The sequence below is a fragment of the Streptomyces bambusae genome (assembly GCF_019400985.1).
GTDB lineage: Bacteria > Actinomycetota > Actinomycetes > Streptomycetales > Streptomycetaceae > Streptomyces > Streptomyces bambusae_A.
The window spans coordinates 14493-31808 of record NZ_WTFF01000007.1; the positions used below are offsets into that span (position 1 = coordinate 14493).

Below are 17316 nucleotides of genomic sequence, written 5' to 3' on the forward strand. Positions count from 1 at the left end.
CGCGTGCATTCCCGGTCGGTCCGCGTGACAGCCCGAACGGTTCAACGTCGGGAGTAGTCCGTGTTCAGCAGGACCTTCCCGGGCCCGGCCGAGGGCGAGCTCTCGCAGGCGCTGTCCACCAGATAGGCGTCCACCCGGTCGGGGTCGCCGGGGTGCGGGAGGACGACGAGGTAGACGTTCGTACCGTCGAACGTCCCCCGTTCGGTGGCCAGCGGAGCCTCGGTGCGGCCGGTACCCCGCTGGACGCAGTCCGGGAGGGAGGCACCCTCGCGTTCCGCCGGGGCGAGTCCGGGCGGGGCGTCGGTGGAGCTGAGTGAGCGGTTCTGCTGCGCGCTCCCGAGGAGCTGGTGGACCTCGCCCTCCAGCCCGGCCTCGGAGAACGTGGTCCCGTCCGGGGGGCGGGAGAGGGAGCTGGCCGCGCTGTCGCGGGAGGGACGTGCCTGCTGCTCGCTCCAGGGCTGCTGGAACAGGAAAATGCCGATCCCGAGGGCTGCGGTGGCCATCAGGCCGGCGAGCACGGCACGGCGGCGTCCTCGGCCCGGTCCGGTGGCGCCGCGCGGGCGGCCGGCAGGACGGAACGGGGTGTGGGAGCGCCCGGCGGTGGCGGCGACGGTTTCACGTGAAACATCGCGGGCGGGCTCATCCGCCGGGGCCGGCCCGGGGGCGGTGCTGTCGGGGGCTGGGGTGGTCGCGTCGAGCAGGGCTTCCGCGGCCAGGGCCGCGTCGATACGGCCGGCGATGTCGGCGGGTACGCGCGGCGGGCCCGGCAGGGTGCCGAGCAGGGAGCGGATCTCCTCCAGCGAGGCGCGGACGTCGGCGCACAGGGCGCAGTCGTCCAGGTGGCGGCGGATCTCCGAGGTACGGGACGGGGGGAGCAGACCTTCGGTGAGGTCGGAGATCTCCGAGACGTCAGGGTGCCGGATCGCGCCGGGCGCGCCGGGTGTGGGGCTCACGTTCGTCCACCTCCGCCCTTCAGAGCATCTGGGTCCCTGGATTCTGCCGCTGGTGGGACGGACGTCCCCGGCGACCGGTTCCTTCCCCCTTCGGAGGTGCTGTTATCCCCGGGATCGGTGCGCAGATGAGTGAGCATCGGCAGGAGTCGGGCCCGGCCACGCGCGCACCGGCTCTTGACGGTCCCGGTGGGCACGCCGAGGACACGGGCGGCCTCGGCGACGGGGTAGCCCTGCATGTCGACCAGGACGAGGGCGGCCCGCTGCTCGGCGGGAAGCGTGCTGAGAGCGGCCAGGAGCTGCCGGTGGAGGTCGTGGCGCTCGACGGGTGCCTCGGCGGACTCATGGGGCTCCAGGAGCCGCTCCAGGCGCTCGGTGTCGTCCAGCGGCGAGGTCTTGCGGGAGGCCGCCTTGCGGGCGCGGTCCAGGCAGGCGTTGACGGTGATGCGGTGCAGCCAGGTGGTGACGGCCGATTCCCCGCGGAAGGTGTGGGCGGCGCGGTAGGCCGAGACAAAGGCGTCCTGGAGGGCGTCAGCGGCCTCCTCGGGGTCACCGAGGGTACGCAGGGCCACGGCCCACAGGCGGTCGCGGTGGCGCCGTACGAGCTCACCGAAGGCGTCGGGGTCCCCGGCGACGTGCCGGGCGAGCAGGTCCGGGTCGCTGTCCTCGCCGGTCGTCGCGTCGTGCATCACACCTCCCCTCCCGGTGGGAGCGTACGGGTCCGGCGGGGCGAAAACGAGAGTCCGCCGTGCCATCGGCACAGCGGACCCTGCAACACGCTCGTCGGGGAACCGATCTAGCCGTCCCTGCCGAGGACCCTGATGTCTCGGATGCCGCCGCGGTAGTTGCCCGCGCTGTCGGGGGGCAACTTGCTGATGTGGATCAGCACGTAACGGGTCTGGATCGGGGTGTCCAGGGGTACCTTGAGTTGGCTCCCGGACTCTTCCGGCTTGGTGAGCTTTTGGGTGAAGTCGTCCAGGCTCTCCGGCTTGGAAGCACTGGCGGGCGCGGCGCGGACGTCGATCGTGTGTCCAGTGCCGTACAGGTCCACTTCGAGCCCCGTCACCTCGCGGGGGCTGCCGAGGTCGACCACGATGCCGCTGCCCTCGCTGTGCTTGGACATGTTGCCGAAGTTGGCGTGGGTGTAGAACTCCCAGGTTCTCCACGCGGTGTTGGGATTGCCGTCGACGGCATTGCCCGCGTCCTCGGGCTTGATGGCGCTCCTGCCGAAGACGAAGGCACCCTTGATGTCCAGCGCCTTGCTCTCCTTGGCCGGCTTCGGGGCATCGTTGGTCGTGTCGGACTGCGAGGTGCTGGTGTCGCCGCCACTGTCGTCGTTGGCCTGGTCCAGGAGGCTGCCGGCGAGCTGCCAGCTGCCCAGGCCGAGCGCGGCGATGAGCAGGGCGGCCACACCCCACTTCAGGACGCGGCCGGTGCGGCTCTGCAGCGGGGACGGCGGCGGGAGGGCTACTGGCCGGGTGACGCCCCCGCCGGGGTGGGTCGGCGGACGGCCGTAGCTGCCCTGCTGGTACGTCGTGCGCTGGTACTCGGGCGGGGCGGTGAAGGCGGGCTCCGGCGGCCGGATGCGGGGGATCGCGGCGACGGCCTTGGCCAGTTCCTCAGGGGTGGTGCAGGCCGGCTCCTGGCGGGAGGCAGTGGCTCCGTCGTTGGCCAGGGCACGCATGGCGAGCTCGCCCAGGCCCCGGTGGACGCCGGCGCGGACCTGGTCCGGCGGGATCAGGCCGACGCCCTTGGGCAGGCCGGTGAGTCCGTAGGCGTCGTCCTCGTAGGGCCAGCGCTGGGTGAGGGAGGCGTACAGCAGGGCGCCGATCGCCTCGGTGTCGGTGCGCTGCGGGGTGTCGCTGGTGATGCCGCGCAGGGCGGCGTTCACGGCGAGGCCGCGGATGCGGTACTGGCCGGTGGACGTGCGCAGTATGGCGCTGGGGGTGAGCCGCAGATGGGCCAGGCCCTCGCGGTGGGCGGCGGCCATGGCCTGCGAGACCTGGCTGACGAGCTGGTAGGCCTCGTGGGGCTCCAGCGGGCCGGAGGCGAGGACGGCGGTGAGCTCGGTGGCATCGGGAAGCCACTCGTGGACGACGTAGACGAGGTCGTTCTCCTCGACGGCGTCGAGGACCTGCACGAACCGGGGGTCGCCGAGCAGGGCGGAGGAACGGGCCGCGGCCAGGACGCTGCGGGCGCGCGGGTGGTCGGCGGGCAGCAGGTGGACGCCCACGGCCCGGCGCAGCTTCTCGTCCATCGCACGCCAGCTGCTGAATCCGTCCAGACGGGTGACGCACTCCTCGAGCCGGTAGCGTCTGGCGAGCTTGTGGCCGCTGTGGAGTTCGGGTGCGGCGGTCGTGGCCGCCGGGGGGCGTTCGCCGTCCGGTTCGGGCATGGGTTCGTCCGCGGCTCGTCCGTCCTGGGTGTCCACCCCGTCGGCCGTGGCCTTGGCCGCTGCTGCGGCCAGCGGCTGGTCGCCGCTGTTGTCGGCCACGTCGACGGCAGCCGTGCTACGTTCCGCCACCGTCGTTCCTGCCTCCCCATCCGTTGCACGCTGTCGGCCAGTCTGCGAAGCCAAGCCAATTGTGCCCACAGTCCACCGCTATGCACGACACGCGAAAGGTGGCGATGGTTGTGCGCATCAGCGCCCCAGACGTCCGCGCACCATGCCGACCATCGCGTTGAGTTCTTCGATCCGCATCCGCTTGGCGGCGGCGAGGAAGACGGCGGCGAGGAGGATGCCGCCGGCGGCGAGGGAGGCGGCGGAACCGAGAGCTCCGCTGCCCAGCAGCCGGGTGATGCCGTACGCGGCCGCGCCGGCCACCAGGGCGGCCGGCACACAGGCCCCGGCGAGCCGGGCGTAGGTGCGGATCACGCGGGAGCCGTCGAGGTCGCCACCCAGGCGGGTGCGCAGGCGACGCCAGGCGACACCGACGCCGACCGCGTAGCCGAGGCCGTAGGCGGCGGCCATGCCGACGACCGCCCAGCGCGAGGGAAGCACGAAGAAGGCCGCCGCGGAGACGGCGGCGTTGACGCCGGCGACGATCACCGTGTTGTAGAAGGGCGTCCGGGTGTCCTCGTAGGCGTAGAAGCCGCGCAGGACGACGTACTGGACGGAGTACGGGATGAGGCCGAGGCCGAAGGCCATCAGCACGTAGCCGATGTTCTGGGCGCCGGAGCCGGAGCCGGCGTACAGCAGGGTGGCCATGGGCACGCCGAGCGCGAGGAACGCGAAGGCGCAGGGCACGATGGCGACGGCCGAGGTGCGCAGGCCGTAGGAGATGTCGTCGCGGACGGCGGCGGCGTCCCCGTCGTGCGCCGAGCGGGAGATGCGGGGCAGGACGGCCGTCATGACGGACACGGTGATGATGGCCTGCGGCATCTGCCACAGCAGCAGCGCGTAGTTGTAGGCGGTGATACCGGTGCCGGGGTGGCCCTGCTTCTCGGCGAGGGAGCCTGCCCAGGTGGCGAGCTGGGTGACGACGACGAGGCCGATCTGGTTGGCCAGGACGAAGAAGAAGGTCCACTTGGCCAGGCGGGCGGCCTTGCCGAGGCCGTGACCGCGCCAGTCGAAGCGCAGGCGCGGACGGAAGCCGGCGTCCCGCAGGTAGGGCAGCATCGCCAGGGCCTGGACGGTCAGGCCGAGCAGGGTGCCCAGGCCCAGCAGGCGCACGCCCTCGGGGGTGACGGTGGCGCTGCTGACCCCGGAGGTGGTGAAGCCGCCGAAGGCCCAGATGAAGGCGCCGAAGGTGGCGATCACGACGATGTTGTTGAGGACGGGGGTCCACATCATCGCGCCGAAGCGGCCGCGGGCGTTGAGGATCTGGCCGAGGACCACGTGCACGCCCATGAAGAACATGGTCGGCAGGCAGTAGCGGGCGAACGCCGTCGCCACTTCCATCTGGTCCGGGTCGGAGGCGAGCTTCGGCGACATCATCGTGATGAACAGCGGCGCCGCGAGCACACAGATCGTGGTGATCGCGGCCAGCAGGACCACCACGAGGGTCAGCAGCCGGTTGGCGTAGGCCTCTCCCCCGTCGTCGTCGTTCTTCATCGCCCGCACGAGCTGGGGGATGAAGACCGCGTTCAGGGCGCCGCCGCCGACCAGCACGTAGATCATCGTGGGCAGCGTGTTGGCGATCTGGTAGGTGTCGTTGAAGGTGCCGACACCGATCGCGGCGGCGATCACGAGGGTGCGCAGGAAGCCGGTGATGCGGGAGACGATCGTGCCGGCCGCCATCAGGGCGCTGGACTTGAGCAGGCTCGCCGCCTTGCCCGCCGGCTTGGCGGGCGCGGGGACCGCGGGGACGGGGGCCGGGGCCTCCTCGGCAGGGGTCCGGGGTGCGGCCTGCTGGTCCCGGTACAGGTGGGCGAAGGCGTCCGGCCCGTCCTCCTCCTCGGCCGCGCCGGTCACGAGCGAGTCGACGCCGACGTACTGGGTGGTCGCGGGGCGGTCGCCGTACGGCAGGTGGCGGGAGGGGCCGTCGGGCTCGGGCGGCGGGGTCTGGGCCCAGACCCGGGCGTCGGGGGCGTAGCCGGGGGCGGCGGGAGCCGCGTAGAGCGATCCGCCCTCCTGGTAGGTGCCGGGCGGCGGCGGGGGGTGCGCGGCCCGGTCGTAGAGCGCCTCGCCGACCGGGTCCTGGGCGGACAGGTCCTGCGCCCGGTAGGGGTCGCGGTGGTAGGCGTCCTGGACGTACGGGTCGTGGTCCGGCGCGGGGGCCGGCGGGGGCACCTGTCCGGGCCCCGGGGGCGGGGCCGTCCCCTGGGAGGGCGCGGGCACGCCAGCGCCCTGCGCACGGTCACCGTCGTACGGCGCGTTCATCGAAACCCCACCTCATCGTCCCCAGGCCGACCGGCCACGGCATCGCTCAACGGTCCACTGTCTCACCCGGGCCGGACGTGCCGTCGCTTTGCGCTCCGGTGTCCGGTGTCTCGTCACTCTGCTGCTGCGTGTCCTCGGCGGCGGCGCGTGCCGCGACGCGCTTGCGGCTGGCATACATCTTGATGCCTGCCAGGACGAGGAGAAGCATGCCGCCTGCGATGACGAACATCACGGTCGGGGTGATCTCGGTGGCCTCGACGGTGAAGCGGCGCTCCTTGCCGTAAGGCACGCCGTCCTTGGTGTAGAGCTGCGCGGTGACCTCGACCGGGCCGCTCGCGGTGGCGTTGGCGGTGAACTTCAGGGTCTGGCTGTGCTGGGCCTGGACGGTGACGTCCTGCTCGTCCTCGCCGCTGTCGCCGAACATCAGGCGGGTGGGGTTGGCGGACTTCACCCGCAGGACGAGCCCGTGGACGTCCTGGACCAGCCCGTTCTTGACCGTGACGGGGATGGTCGCGCTGTGCCCGGAGAGGGTGGCGTCGGTCTTCGGGATCAGCTGGACCCGTTCGGTGAGACCGATCAGGTACTGCTGGACGGAGTCCCGGTACTGCCGCGCCTCCTGCGGGCGGCCCCGCCAGGAGGTGGACATCTCCCGGTTGGTGGTGTTGCCGAAGGGGATCTCGACCCGGTCCGGGGCGGAGAGGATCACCTTGAAGTGGTCCAGAGTGTTCTGGGTGCTGCGGATCTTCTCGAAGGCGGACTGCGGCAGCTCCTGCTTGCGCAGGTCCTCGGGGTACTGGCCGGCGCCGGGAACCTGGGTGGTGGCGCCCGGGTCGGGCTTGGCGGCGGCCGCCGCCTCCAGGTCCTGCGGCTGGGTCCAGCGGCCGGCCTGCAGGCCGCGCAGGGCCGCGGCCATCGTCTCGACCTGGCTGAGGGAGGGCGTCCGCTGGGGGGCGACGACGAAGCTGCGCTGCTGGTCGGTGGGCTGCAGGTTCAGCGCGAGGCTCTGGGCCAGGAACTTCTGCACCGCGAGGACGGAACTGCCGGCGGACAGCATGTCGCCGTCGAAGGCGGTGGACAGCCGGGCGTCGGCGACGACGGCAGTGGCTCCCGCGCCGATGGGGCGGGCCGCCGACGGGGTGTAGCCGAGGCCGCCGGCCTCCTGGAGGCTGTCGCTGCGGGTGAGGACGTTGTGGGCGCCGGCCGAGGTGGCGACGTTGACGATCGCCGGGTCGACGGCGCCGTTCACCGGCCAGGAGAAGTCGGTGGAGGGGGTGACGTGCAGGACGGTCTCGACCGCCTGCTTCGCCTTGTCGGTGGCGGGCCGCAGCTGGCCCAGGGTGCCCGAGACGTCCTTGCCGCGGTGCGCGAGCGAGGCGAGGTCGGGGTCGGCGAACGGCAGGGCGACGACCTTCTTGCCCTGGACAGCCGCCTCCAGCGAGCTCAGCCACTGCTCGGCGACTGCCTTGTTCCGGCCGGGGACCTTGCGGCCGTCGGGGGTGCGCACCCGGTAGCCCTTGGTCATCGCGTCGACCGTGTAGAGCAGGTCGGGGTCGATGACCCAGGTGACCGGGAGCTCCTTGCCGAGCGTGACCATCCGTCCCAGGCGGCCGCCCGGCGCCAGCTCGGCGGCGAGGTCGTCGTCCTCGAAGACGGGCGTCTGGGTCTCGTCCGAGCCGGTCTCCGCGGTCAGGTGGGTGGTGGAGATCAGCGGCCAGACGTAGCTGAGGTGGGAGCGCTTGCCGGCGGTCTCCGGCTGCCAGGGCAGGAAGGTCCGCTCGATGCCCAGGACCTGCTCGGAGGAGCGGGCGCCGGTCCCGGAGACGGAGACGCCGAGCTGGTAGACGCCGTCCTTGTCGAGCTCCAGCTTGTTGACCGGGACCTTGAGCGTGAACTCCTGCCTGACCTTCGAGGGCAGGGTGGGGAACTTCACGGCGAACGCCGGGTCGATCTCCTTGGGGTCGCTGCCGGGCCGGTACTCGGTCCGTTCGGCGACCTCGTCTATGGCGTCCCGGTCGGTGAGCAGGGGGCCGACCCGCAGACCCACGTGCGCGTCCGTGATCGTCTCGCGGCCGTTGTTGACGACGCTGCCGGAGATGGTGAGCGTGTCGCCCTTGACCGGCGCGCTGGGGGTCAGGGTGTCCAGCTGCACGTCGACGGTGCCGGACCCGGACTGGGCGGCCCGGGCAGGCTGGGCCGGCGCGTAGATCAAAGCGGCGAGTACGGGGGTGCCGGCCAGCAGAACGACCGTGCGTCGCAGCCAGCGGCGGCGCGCGGGAGCGGGGGGTGTCCCCTGGATGTCTGCCGCGTCGGCCACGCGCTCGCCCGTCCCTCGAAGTGTCAGTGGTCGTCGTTTGTGCGTCCACGCATGGTAACGAGGCGCACTGTGCGCGAGTGCCGCACCTTGCTCCACATGATCGGTCAGCCCCGGCCGCGGGACCTACCGGGGTCGCCGTAAACCGGGACGCCCGAGGTGGGCGGGCCACGTACCCTCTTCTGTTGTGCCGAACGCCAACGAAGACAATGCCCGTGCCCTCGATCACGCGCAGCACCACGCCGTGAGCGAGCTGCTGCGGGTCGCCCCCGTCGCCGACGAGCTCGGCCGCAGGTTCCAGGAGGCGGGCTTCCGCCTGGCCCTGGTCGGCGGCTCCGTCCGTGACGCCCTGCTCGGCCGTCTCGGCAACGACCTCGACTTCACCACCGACGCGCGGCCCGAGGACGTCCTGAAGATCGTTCGCCCCTGGGCGGAGTCGGTGTGGGACGTGGGCATCGCCTTCGGCACGATCGGCTGCCAGAAGGACGGCTTCCTGATCGAGGTCACCACCTACCGGTCGGAGGCGTACGACCGCACCTCGCGCAAGCCCGAGGTGTCCTACGGCGACTCCATCGAGGAGGACCTCGTCCGTCGGGACTTCACGGTCAACGCGATGGCGCTGGCGCTCCCGGAGCAGGAGTTCATCGATCCCCACGGCGGCCTCCAGGACCTGGACGCCCGCGTCCTGCGGACCCCCGGTACCCCGGAGGACTCCTTCTCCGACGACCCGCTGCGCATGATGCGCGCGGCCCGGTTCGCCGCGCAGCTCGACTTCGAGGTCGCCCCCGAGGTGGTCGAGGCCATGACGGCGATGGCCGACCGGATCGAGATCGTCTCGGCCGAGCGGGTCCAGGCGGAGCTGAACAAGCTCCTGCTGTCCGCGCACCCCCGCAAGGGCCTGGCGCTGCTCGTCGACTCCGGGCTGGCCGCCCATGTGCTGCCCGAGCTGCCCGCGCTGCGGCTGGAGAGCGACGAGCACCACCGGCACAAGGACGTCTACGACCACTCGCTGATCGTGCTGGAGCAGGCGATCGACCTGGAGGAGGCCGGCCCCGACCTGGTGCTGCGGCTGGCCGCCCTGCTGCACGACATCGGCAAGCCCCGCACCCGCCGGTTCGAGAGCGACGGCCGGGTCTCCTTCCACCACCACGAGGTGGTGGGCGCGAAGATGACCAAGAAGCGCATGACCGCGCTGAAGTACTCCAACGAGATGATCAAGGACGTCTCCCGGCTGGTGGAGCTGCACCTGCGCTTCCACGGCTACGGCGACGGCGAGTGGACCGACTCGGCCGTGCGCCGCTACGTGCGCGACGCCGGTCATCTGCTGGAGCGCCTCCACAAGCTGACCCGCTCGGACTGCACCACGCGCAACAAGCGCAAGGCCAACGCCCTCTCGCGGACCTACGACGGCCTGGAGCAGCGGATCGCGCAGCTGAAGGAGCAGGAGGAGCTGGATGCGATCCGGCCCGACCTGGACGGCAACGAGATCATGAAGGTGCTGGGCGTCGGCCCCGGCCCGGTGGTCGGCAAGGCCTACGCCTTCCTCCTCGACCAGCGGCTGGAGCACGGCCCGATGGGGTACGACGCCGCGGTGGCAGCCCTCAAGGAGTGGTGGGCGGCCCAGGGCTGAGGCCGCCGGGGCAGCTGAAGGGCGTCGACGTTTCACGGCATGTTTCACGTGAAACATCGACGCCCTTCGGCTATCCCCGAGGGCGCTTGCCCAGGACCGCGGCGGTCGCGGCGTAGAGGGCCGTCACACTCAGGAGCAGGGCCACGGACCTCCCGTCGGGAGGCAGCATGAGCGCGGCCACCGCTGCCGCCGCGACGAAGGACGCGTTGAACAGCACGTCGTAGACGGAGAACACCCGGCCGCGGTAGTCGTCGTCGATCCGGAACTGCACGACCGTGTCGGTGGAGATCTTGGCGCCCTGGGTGGCGAGCCCGAGGGCGAAGGCGGCGACCAGCATCGGCCCGGGGGCGAGGAACAGGCCCAGTGCCGGCACCAGGACCGCCGCCCCCGCGGCGCACGCGGTGATCCAGCCCCGGGTGCCGAGCCGCTGCACGCCCCAGGGGGTGACGGCCGCCGCCATGAGGAATCCGGCTCCGGAGGCCCCCACGGCCAGCCCCAGCAGGGCCAGGCCCTCTTCCTCGCTCTCCGACCAGGCGTAGCGGCACAGCATCAGGAGCATCACCGTCAGGGCCCCGTAGCAGAACCGCATCACGGTCATCGCGGCCAGCGCGTGGGCGGCCTCCCGGCGCTCGGACAGGTGCCGCAGTCCCTCGACCATGCCGCGCACCGTCACGACGACGCCCTCGGCCAGCGAGGGGGGACGGTGCCCGGGAGGGTGGTCGGGGCCGAGGAGCCCGGCGGCCAGCCGCAGCGAGACCAGGGCGGCGCACAGGTAGAGGGCGGCGCCCAGGAGGACGACCAGGGCGTCGGAGCCGGCGGCGGTCAGCCGCACGAGGAAGGCCAGCCCGCCGCCGGCGGTCGCGGCGAGGGTCCCCGCGGTGGGTGAGAGGGCATTGGCCGTGACGAGCTGGTCGGCGGCGACGACCCGGGGCAGGGACGCGGCCAGGCCGGCCAGGACGAAGCGGTTGACGGCGGTCACGGACAACGCGGAGGCGTAGAAGAGCCAGTCCGGGACGTGGACGACGATCAGCACGCCGGTGGCGCAGGCGAGGAGGGCCCGCAGCAGGTTGCCGTAGAGGAGAACCTGGCGGCGCCGCCAGCGGTCCAGCAGGACCCCGGCGAACGGCCCGATCGCCGAGTAGGGCAGGAGCAGGACGGCCATGGCCGAGGCGATGCCCGCGGGGGTGGCCTGCTTCTCCGGGGAGAAGACCACGTAGGTGGCGAGCGAGACCTGGTAGACGCCGTCGGCGGCCTGGGAGAGCAGTCGCACGGCAAGCAGGTTGCGGAAGTCCCGCAGGCGCAGGAGTACGCGCAGATCACGTACGACAGGCATGTGGGCAAGGGTCACATACGCGGAGGGTCCCCGGGCAGATTGCCCGGGGACCCTCCGCGGAAGAACAGCCGAAGTCCGGGTGTCGGGGACACCCTGGGGCGCTGTTTAGCGCTCGACCTCGCCCTTGATGAACTTCTCGACGTTGGCCAGGGCCTCGTCGTCGAAGTACTGGACCGGCGGGGACTTCATGAAGTACGAGGACGCGGAGAGGATCGGGCCACCGATGCCCCGGTCCTTGGCGATCTTCGCGGCGCGCAGGGCGTCGATGATGACACCGGCGGAGTTCGGGGAGTCCCAGACCTCGAGCTTGTACTCCAGGTTCAGCGGGACGTCACCGAAGGCGCGGCCCTCGAGGCGGACGTAGGCCCACTTGCGGTCGTCGAGCCACGCGACGTAGTCGGACGGGCCGATGTGGACGTTGTTCTCGCCCAGCTCGCGGTCGCGGATCTGCGAGGTGACGGACTGGGTCTTCGAGATCTTCTTCGACTCGAGGCGCTCGCGCTCGAGCATGTTCTTGAAGTCCATGTTGCCGCCGACGTTGAGCTGCATGGTGCGCTCGAGGCGGACGCCGCGGTCCTCGAACAGCTTGGCCATCACGCGGTGCGTGATGGTCGCGCCGACCTGGGACTTGATGTCGTCACCGACGATCGGCACGCCGGCCTCGGTGAACTTGTCCGCCCACTCCTTGGTGCCGGCGATGAAGACCGGGAGGGCGTTGACGAAGGCGACCTTGGCGTCGATGGCGCACTGCGCGTAGAACTTCGCCGCGTCCTCGGAGCCCACGGGCAGGTAGCAGACCAGAACGTCGACCTGCTTGTCCTTGAGGACCTGGACCACGTCCACGGGAGCCTCGGGGGACTCCTCGATGGTGGCGCGGTAGTACTTGCCCAGGCCGTCGAGGGTGTGGCCGCGCTGGACGGTCACACCGGTGGCCGGCACGTCGCAGATCTTGATGGTGTTGTTCTCGCTGGCGCCGATGGCGTCGGAGAGGTCGAGACCGACCTTCTTCGCGTCCACGTCGAACGCGGCGACGAACTCGACGTCACGGACGTGGTAGTCGCCGAACTGGACGTGCATCAGGCCCGGGACCTTGGTCGCCGGGTCGGCGTCCTTGTAGTACTCGACGCCCTGCACCAGCGACGCGGCGCAGTTGCCCACGCCGACAATGGCTACGCGAACCGAACCCATTCCGGTTGCTCCCTGTTTGTTCTCGGACGAGGCCTGCGAGGTGCAGGGCCTCATTTTGCGGTTTCGTCGGGCGGGCCGGGACGTCTCTGGTCCCTCCCCGCCCGCTCGCTCTCAATGAGCTCGTTCAGCCAGCGCACTTCGCGCTCCACGGACTCCATTCCGTGCCGCTGCAGCTCAAGCGTGTAGTCGTCGAGGCGCTCGCGCGTGCGGGCGAGCGAGGCGCGCATCTTCTCGAGGCGCTCCTCCAGCCTGCTGCGGCGGCCCTCCAGGACCCGCATGCGGACTTCTCGTTCGGTCTGGCCGAAGAAGGCGAAGCGGGCGGCGAAGGACTCGTCTTCCCAGGTGTCGGGGCCGGTGTGCGACAGGAGCTCTTCGAAGTGCTGCTTGCCCGCCGCCGTCAACCGGTAGACGATCTTGGCTCGGCGCCCTGAGAGTGAAGCGGCGAGAGCGTCCTCCGGGGCGCTGCCGGGCTCTTCGATCAACCAGCCGTTCGCGACCAGCGTCTTGAGGCAGGGGTAGAGCGTTCCGTAGCTGAACGCCCGGAACACCCCCAGCGAGGTGTTGAGCCGCTTGCGCAGTTCGTACCCGTGCATGGGGGATTCGCGAAGCAGGCCGAGGACGGCGAACTCGAGGATGCCGGAGCGTCTGCTCATCCGCCCTCTTCCACCCCCGCCCCCAGAGTCCATTATGTCGAGCTGATGTATCGACTCGATACATCCAGACGATAGAACGGGGGGCCTGCACCAGCAAGGTCTGGTGTGGTGACCGGTGTCACATCACCAATTCGTACGAGGCGAAGTGCCTGATTTGGGGTGAACTTCGGCAGAGGTTGGGTTTTGAGCGTGCGTAGTCTGTGCGCCATGACACCGGGGGGAACCGGAATCCGCCGCCGCCAGGCAAAGCGCCTGCCCGAGGAGTAGTCGTTCCATGAGCGAGCACCGCCGCAAACCGCCGCAGTCGCCCGGTGGCGGCCGCGCAGCGGCCCGCCGGGCCGCCCAGCAGCGCCCAGGACGGGGCGCCGCGGCCGGACATGATGTCCCGACCGCTTCACCCAGTGAGGGATACGGACCGCCCGGCGGCCGTGCCGGGGCCCGCAGAGCCGCGCCGCGCGGCTCCGGCGGCGGCCGCGGCCGCGGATCCGGAGCGGCGGCCGGCCGCCCCGGAAAGAGCCGGCTGATCAACTACCCGCGGGCCGACAGGGACGGCTGGAAGCGCTTCGTGCCCTCCTGGAAGCTCGTCTCGGGCTCCGCGCTGGGCTTCTTCGCGATCATCACGGCCGGGGCCGGCATCGGCATCGCCATGGTGGGCAAGCCGGACCCGAACCTGGCCGCCAAGGCGCAGAACAACGTCTTCTACTGGGCGAACGGCGAGCAGATGGCCGCCACCGGCGGCAGCACCAACCGGCAGATCGTGGGCATCGACAAGATCCCCAAGTCGATGCAGAACGCCGTGATCGCCGCCGAGAACGAGTCCTTCGAGACCGACAAGGGCGTCGACCCGATGGGTATCGCCCGGGCCGTCTTCAACATGGCCAGGGGCGGCTCGACCCAGGGCGGCTCGACCATCACCCAGCAGTACGTGAAGAACACCTACCTCGACTCCGAGCAGACGCTCAAGCGGAAGGTCACGGAGCTCTTCATCTCGATAAAGCTGGGCGTGTCCGAGGAGAAGGACGAGATTCTCGCCGGCTACCTCAACACCGCCTACTACGGCCGTGACGCCTACGGCATCCAGGCGGCGGCCCGTGCCTACTTCGGCAAGGACTGCAAGGACCTCAACCCCTCCGAGAGCGCCTTCCTCGCATCCCTGCTCAAGGGCCCCAACCTGTACAACCCGGACGGCGGCATCGGCAACGCGGCCACGCCCGAGGCCAACGACAAGCGGGCCAGGCAGCGCTGGGCGTGGGTGCTGGACCGCGAGGTCGAGGTCGGCCGGATGACGGCGGCCGAGCGGGCCCAGTACAAGGACTTCCCCCAGCGCATCGACTCCGAGCAGGCCCGCTCCATGGCCGGCCAGACCGGCTACCTGGTCGAGACCGCCAAGCAGTACGTGATGAAGACCAAGAACATCACCGCCGAGCAGATGGCCCGGGGCGGCTACCAGATCTGGACCACCTTCGACAAGCAGAAGGTGGAGGCCATGTCCAAGGCGGTCGACGACATCCGCAACGACTTCCTGGACGAGAAGAAGCGCCCCGAGTACGACACCCACGTGCAGTTCGGCGCGGCCTCCGTGGACGTCAAGTCCGGCGCGATCGTCGCCCTGTACGGCGGTCCGGGCTGGGACAAGAAGCACTTCAGCAACAACGCCAACACCATCGGTGTCCCGGTCGGCTCGACCTGGAAGCCGTACGTGCTGGCCGCGGCGATGCAGTACGGCACCCAGAACTCCAAGGGCGCGGCGCTGTCCGCCGACAGCAAGTACAACGGCAACGACCAGACCGTCATCAACGACCGCAACGGCACCCCGCTGCGCGACAGCTCGGGCAGGCCCTTCAAGCAGAAGAACGAGAGCCCCACCCAGTACGGCTACGTGACCCTCAACGAGGCGATGGAGAAGTCCATCAACACGCCGTTCGCCCAGCTCGTCTTCGACGTCGGCCACGAGAAGGTCCGCAGGGTCGCCGAGTCCACCGGCATCCTCCGTGACTCGATGGACCCGGCCAACAACGCCTCGTTCGCGCTCGGCACCTCCACCCCCAGCGCGATCCGCATGGCCGACTCGTACGCCACCTTCGCCGCCTCCGGCACCCATCGCGAGCCGTTCTCGGTGACCAAGGTGGTCAAGGACGGCGACGAGGTCCCCGGCTTCGAGGCCCCGAAGGCACAGAAGGCGATGGACAACTCCGTCGCCGACAACGTCACGAAGGTCCTGCAGAACGTCGTCCAGAACGGCACCGGCACCAAGGCCAAGAAGCTGGGCCGCCCGGCGGCCGGCAAGACCGGTACCACCGACCAGAACAAGTCGGCCTGGTTCGTCGGCTACACCCCCGAGCTGTCCACCGCGGTCACGCTCTTCCGCACCGACCCCAATTCGCAGGACAAGGCGCTGATGTCCATGAACAACGTGGGCGGTGTCGACTCCATCCACGGTGGTGACATCCCCGCCGAGATCTGGACGGAGTACATGAAGGCCGCGCTCAAGGGCGCGCCGGTGAAGCAGTTCCCCGTCGCCGAGGACCTCGGCGTCATCGCCGACGCCATGGGCGCTCCCAGCCCGACCCCGTCGCCCTCCCCGTCCCCGTCGCTCTCGGTCTCCCCGTCGCCGAGCATGTCGCCGTCGCCCAGCCCCTCCCCGTCGAAGGGCGGCAAGCCCTGCAAGCCGTGGGAGCTGTACTGCAACCCGACCACGGGTGGCACGAGCACCGGCGGGACCACGGACGGCGGGACCGTCGACGGACCCAGCGGCGATCCGTCGCCCAGCAGCTCCCCGACCAGCGGCAAGCCCGGACGGTCGGGAGGCAGCATCTGGGGCGCCGGCGGCTGAGCCGTCGCCCCCCGGACCCACGAGGGCCGCCGCACGTGACGGTGCGGCGGCCCTCACCGCATTCCCACACCCGGCATTCCCACCCCCGGCAGTCACACCCCCCGCATTCACAGCCCCGTACGGCAGGATGAGCGCATGACGAAGGTGCACCAGGACGACCCCGTACAGCCGACCCGGCAGGACGAGGTCGCGGCCGCCGGCAGCGAGTTCCTCGGAGGCCCCTGGGGCCGGTACGCGCGGCTCGGCGGCCACTGGCTGAACCCGGTCCGCGTGGTGGCCCTTGTGGCGATCGGGATGTTCGCCCTCGGCATGGTGCAGAAGCTGCCCTGCTACGAGTGGGCGTGGTTCCGCGGCGCCGGCTCGCAGTACACGCACGCCTGCTACTCCGACATCCCGCACCTGTACGTCGTACGCGGCTTCGCCGACGGCCTCACGCCGTACTTCGACCGGCTGCCCGGGGACATGCAGTACCTGGAGTACCCGGTCCTCACCGGCCTCTTCATGGAGGTCGCCTCCTGGCTCACCCCGGGCGGCGGCACCATGCAGCACCGCGAGCAGATCTACTGGATGGTCAACGCGGGCATGCTGATGGCCTGCGCCGCCGTCATCGCCGTGTGCGTCGCCCGTACCCACCGCCGCCGCCCCTGGGACGCGCTGCTGTTCGCCCTGGCCCCCGCCTTCGCCCTGACCGCGACCATCAACTGGGACCTGCTGGCGATCGCCCTGACCGCGGCCGCCATGCTCATGTGGTCCCGGGGCCGTGCGCCGGCCTTCGGCATCCTCGTCGGGCTGGCGACGGCCGCCAAGCTCTATCCCGTCCTCCTGCTGGGCCCGCTGTTCGTCCTGTGCTGGCGGGCGGGGAAGTGGCGCCAGTTCGGGGCCGCGGCGCTCGGCGCCGCCGGCTCCTGGCTGGTGGTGAACCTGCCCGTCATGGTCCTGGCGTGGGAGGGGTGGACGAAGTTCTACACCTTCAGCCAGGAGCGGCCCATCGACTTCGGCTCCGTGTGGCTGCTGATCTCCCAGCGTTCCGGGCTGCCGCTGCAGGACGCCAACACCTACGCCACGCTGCTGATGCTCGTGCTGTGTGCGGGGATCGGTGTGCTCGCCCTGACCGCCCCGCGCCGGCCCCGTTTCGCGCAGCTGGCCTTCCTGGTCGTGGCCGTCTTCATCCTGACCAACAAGGTCTACTCACCGCAGTACGTGCTGTGGCTGATCCCGCTGGCCGCGCTGGCCCGGCCCCGCTGGCGGGACTTCCTGGTCTGGCAGGCCTGCGAGGTCGTCTACTTCCTGGGCATCTGGTTCTACCTCGCCTACACCAGCAGCGGGGACAAGCACCAGGGCCTGCCCGTGGAGGGCTACCAGGTGGCGATCGCCGCGCATCTGCTCGGCACCCTGTACCTGTGCGCGGTCGTGGTCCGCGACGTCCTGCGGCCCGACCGGGACGTCGTCCGCCGGGACGGCTCCGACGACCCCTCCGGCGGCGTCCTGGACGGCGCCGAGGACGTCTTCGCCCTGGGAAGCGCCGCGAGGGCGCCGCAGGAAGCGGCGCCCTCGCAGGGACAGCGGGTGGTCTGGGGCGTGGACCCCAGGCCCTGA

The 17316-nt window shown here is 70.9% G+C and carries 11 protein-coding genes; 3 read left to right on the plus strand and 8 right to left on the minus strand.

The features are described from left to right. Positions 1–41 precede the first annotated feature (41 nt). From GPJ59_RS02200 to GPJ59_RS02220, 5 genes are all read right to left on the minus strand, one after another. Positions 42–953 (minus strand): hypothetical protein, encoded by a 912-nt coding sequence (locus GPJ59_RS02200; protein ID WP_308120086.1) that lies wholly within the window; start codon positions 951–953, stop codon positions 42–44. Next, positions 950–1639 carry an RNA polymerase sigma factor SigM gene (sigM, locus tag GPJ59_RS02205; RefSeq protein ID WP_219664624.1) on the minus strand — a complete coding sequence of 230 codons (690 nt, stop codon included), beginning with the start codon at positions 1637–1639 and terminating at the stop codon, positions 950–952. Before sigM ends, GPJ59_RS02200 begins: the two co-directional genes overlap by 4 nt. A gap of 107 nt (positions 1640–1746) precedes the next feature. After that, on the minus strand, positions 1747–3474 hold the full coding sequence (locus GPJ59_RS02210; RefSeq protein ID WP_219664625.1) for a protein kinase family protein: 1728 nt from the start codon (positions 3472–3474) through the stop codon (positions 1747–1749). Between the two features lie 117 nt (positions 3475–3591). Then, positions 3592–5772, minus strand: a complete 2181-nt coding sequence (gene murJ / locus GPJ59_RS02215; RefSeq protein WP_219664626.1) for a murein biosynthesis integral membrane protein MurJ — start codon at positions 5770–5772, stop codon at positions 3592–3594. 46 nt (positions 5773–5818) lie between these two features. After that, on the minus strand, positions 5819–8086 hold the full coding sequence (locus GPJ59_RS02220; RefSeq protein WP_219664627.1) for a DUF6049 family protein: 2268 nt from the start codon (positions 8084–8086) through the stop codon (positions 5819–5821). 184 nt (positions 8087–8270) lie between these two features. Here GPJ59_RS02220 and GPJ59_RS02225 point away from each other — a divergent pair, with 184 nt between their 5' ends. Beyond that, a complete protein-coding gene (locus GPJ59_RS02225; RefSeq protein ID WP_219664628.1) occupies positions 8271–9713 on the plus strand; it encodes a CCA tRNA nucleotidyltransferase in 1443 nt (480 codons plus the stop codon). Between the two features lie 70 nt (positions 9714–9783). Here GPJ59_RS02225 and GPJ59_RS02230 read toward each other — a convergent pair whose 3' ends face one another. From GPJ59_RS02230 to GPJ59_RS02240, 3 genes are all read right to left on the minus strand, one after another. Continuing rightward, positions 9784–11046: an MFS transporter gene (locus GPJ59_RS02230; RefSeq protein WP_219664629.1), complete on the minus strand. Its 1263-nt coding sequence runs from the start codon at positions 11044–11046 to the stop codon at positions 9784–9786. Positions 11047–11151: 105 nt separating this feature from the next. Further along, positions 11152–12234, minus strand: coding sequence for an inositol-3-phosphate synthase (locus tag GPJ59_RS02235; RefSeq protein WP_219664630.1), 1083 nt, complete (start codon positions 12232–12234; stop codon positions 11152–11154). Positions 12235–12284: 50 nt separating this feature from the next. Next, complete coding sequence (locus GPJ59_RS02240) at positions 12285–12887, minus strand: PadR family transcriptional regulator (RefSeq protein WP_219664631.1); 603 nt, start codon at positions 12885–12887, stop codon at positions 12285–12287. Between the two features lie 274 nt (positions 12888–13161). Between GPJ59_RS02240 and GPJ59_RS02245 the strand changes: the two genes are divergently transcribed. Next, on the plus strand, positions 13162–15720 hold the full coding sequence (locus tag GPJ59_RS02245; RefSeq protein ID WP_219664632.1) for a transglycosylase domain-containing protein: 2559 nt from the start codon (positions 13162–13164) through the stop codon (positions 15718–15720). Between the two features lie 135 nt (positions 15721–15855). Next, the gene (locus GPJ59_RS02250) at positions 15856–17316 is read left to right on the plus strand and encodes a glycosyltransferase family 87 protein (RefSeq protein ID WP_219664633.1); all 1461 of its coding nucleotides are present in this window, start codon (positions 15856–15858) and stop codon (positions 17314–17316) included.

Excerpts from the sequence above, each read along its gene's own strand:
- murJ (WP_219664626.1), bottom strand. The coding sequence starts at position 5,772 with ATGAACGCGCCGTACGACGGTGACCGTGCGCAGGGCGCTGGCGTGCCC.
- GPJ59_RS02230 (WP_219664629.1), bottom strand. The coding sequence starts at position 11,046 with ATGCCTGTCGTACGTGATCTGCGCGTACTCCTGCGCCTGCGGGACTTC.
- GPJ59_RS02245 (WP_219664632.1), top strand. The coding sequence starts at position 13,162 with ATGAGCGAGCACCGCCGCAAACCGCCGCAGTCGCCCGGTGGCGGCCGC.
- GPJ59_RS02240 (WP_219664631.1), bottom strand. The coding sequence starts at position 12,887 with ATGAGCAGACGCTCCGGCATCCTCGAGTTCGCCGTCCTCGGCCTGCTT.
- sigM (WP_219664624.1), bottom strand. The coding sequence starts at position 1,639 with ATGCACGACGCGACGACCGGCGAGGACAGCGACCCGGACCTGCTCGCC.
- GPJ59_RS02250 (WP_219664633.1), top strand. The coding sequence starts at position 15,856 with ATGACGAAGGTGCACCAGGACGACCCCGTACAGCCGACCCGGCAGGAC.
- GPJ59_RS02235 (WP_219664630.1), bottom strand. The coding sequence starts at position 12,234 with ATGGGTTCGGTTCGCGTAGCCATTGTCGGCGTGGGCAACTGCGCCGCG.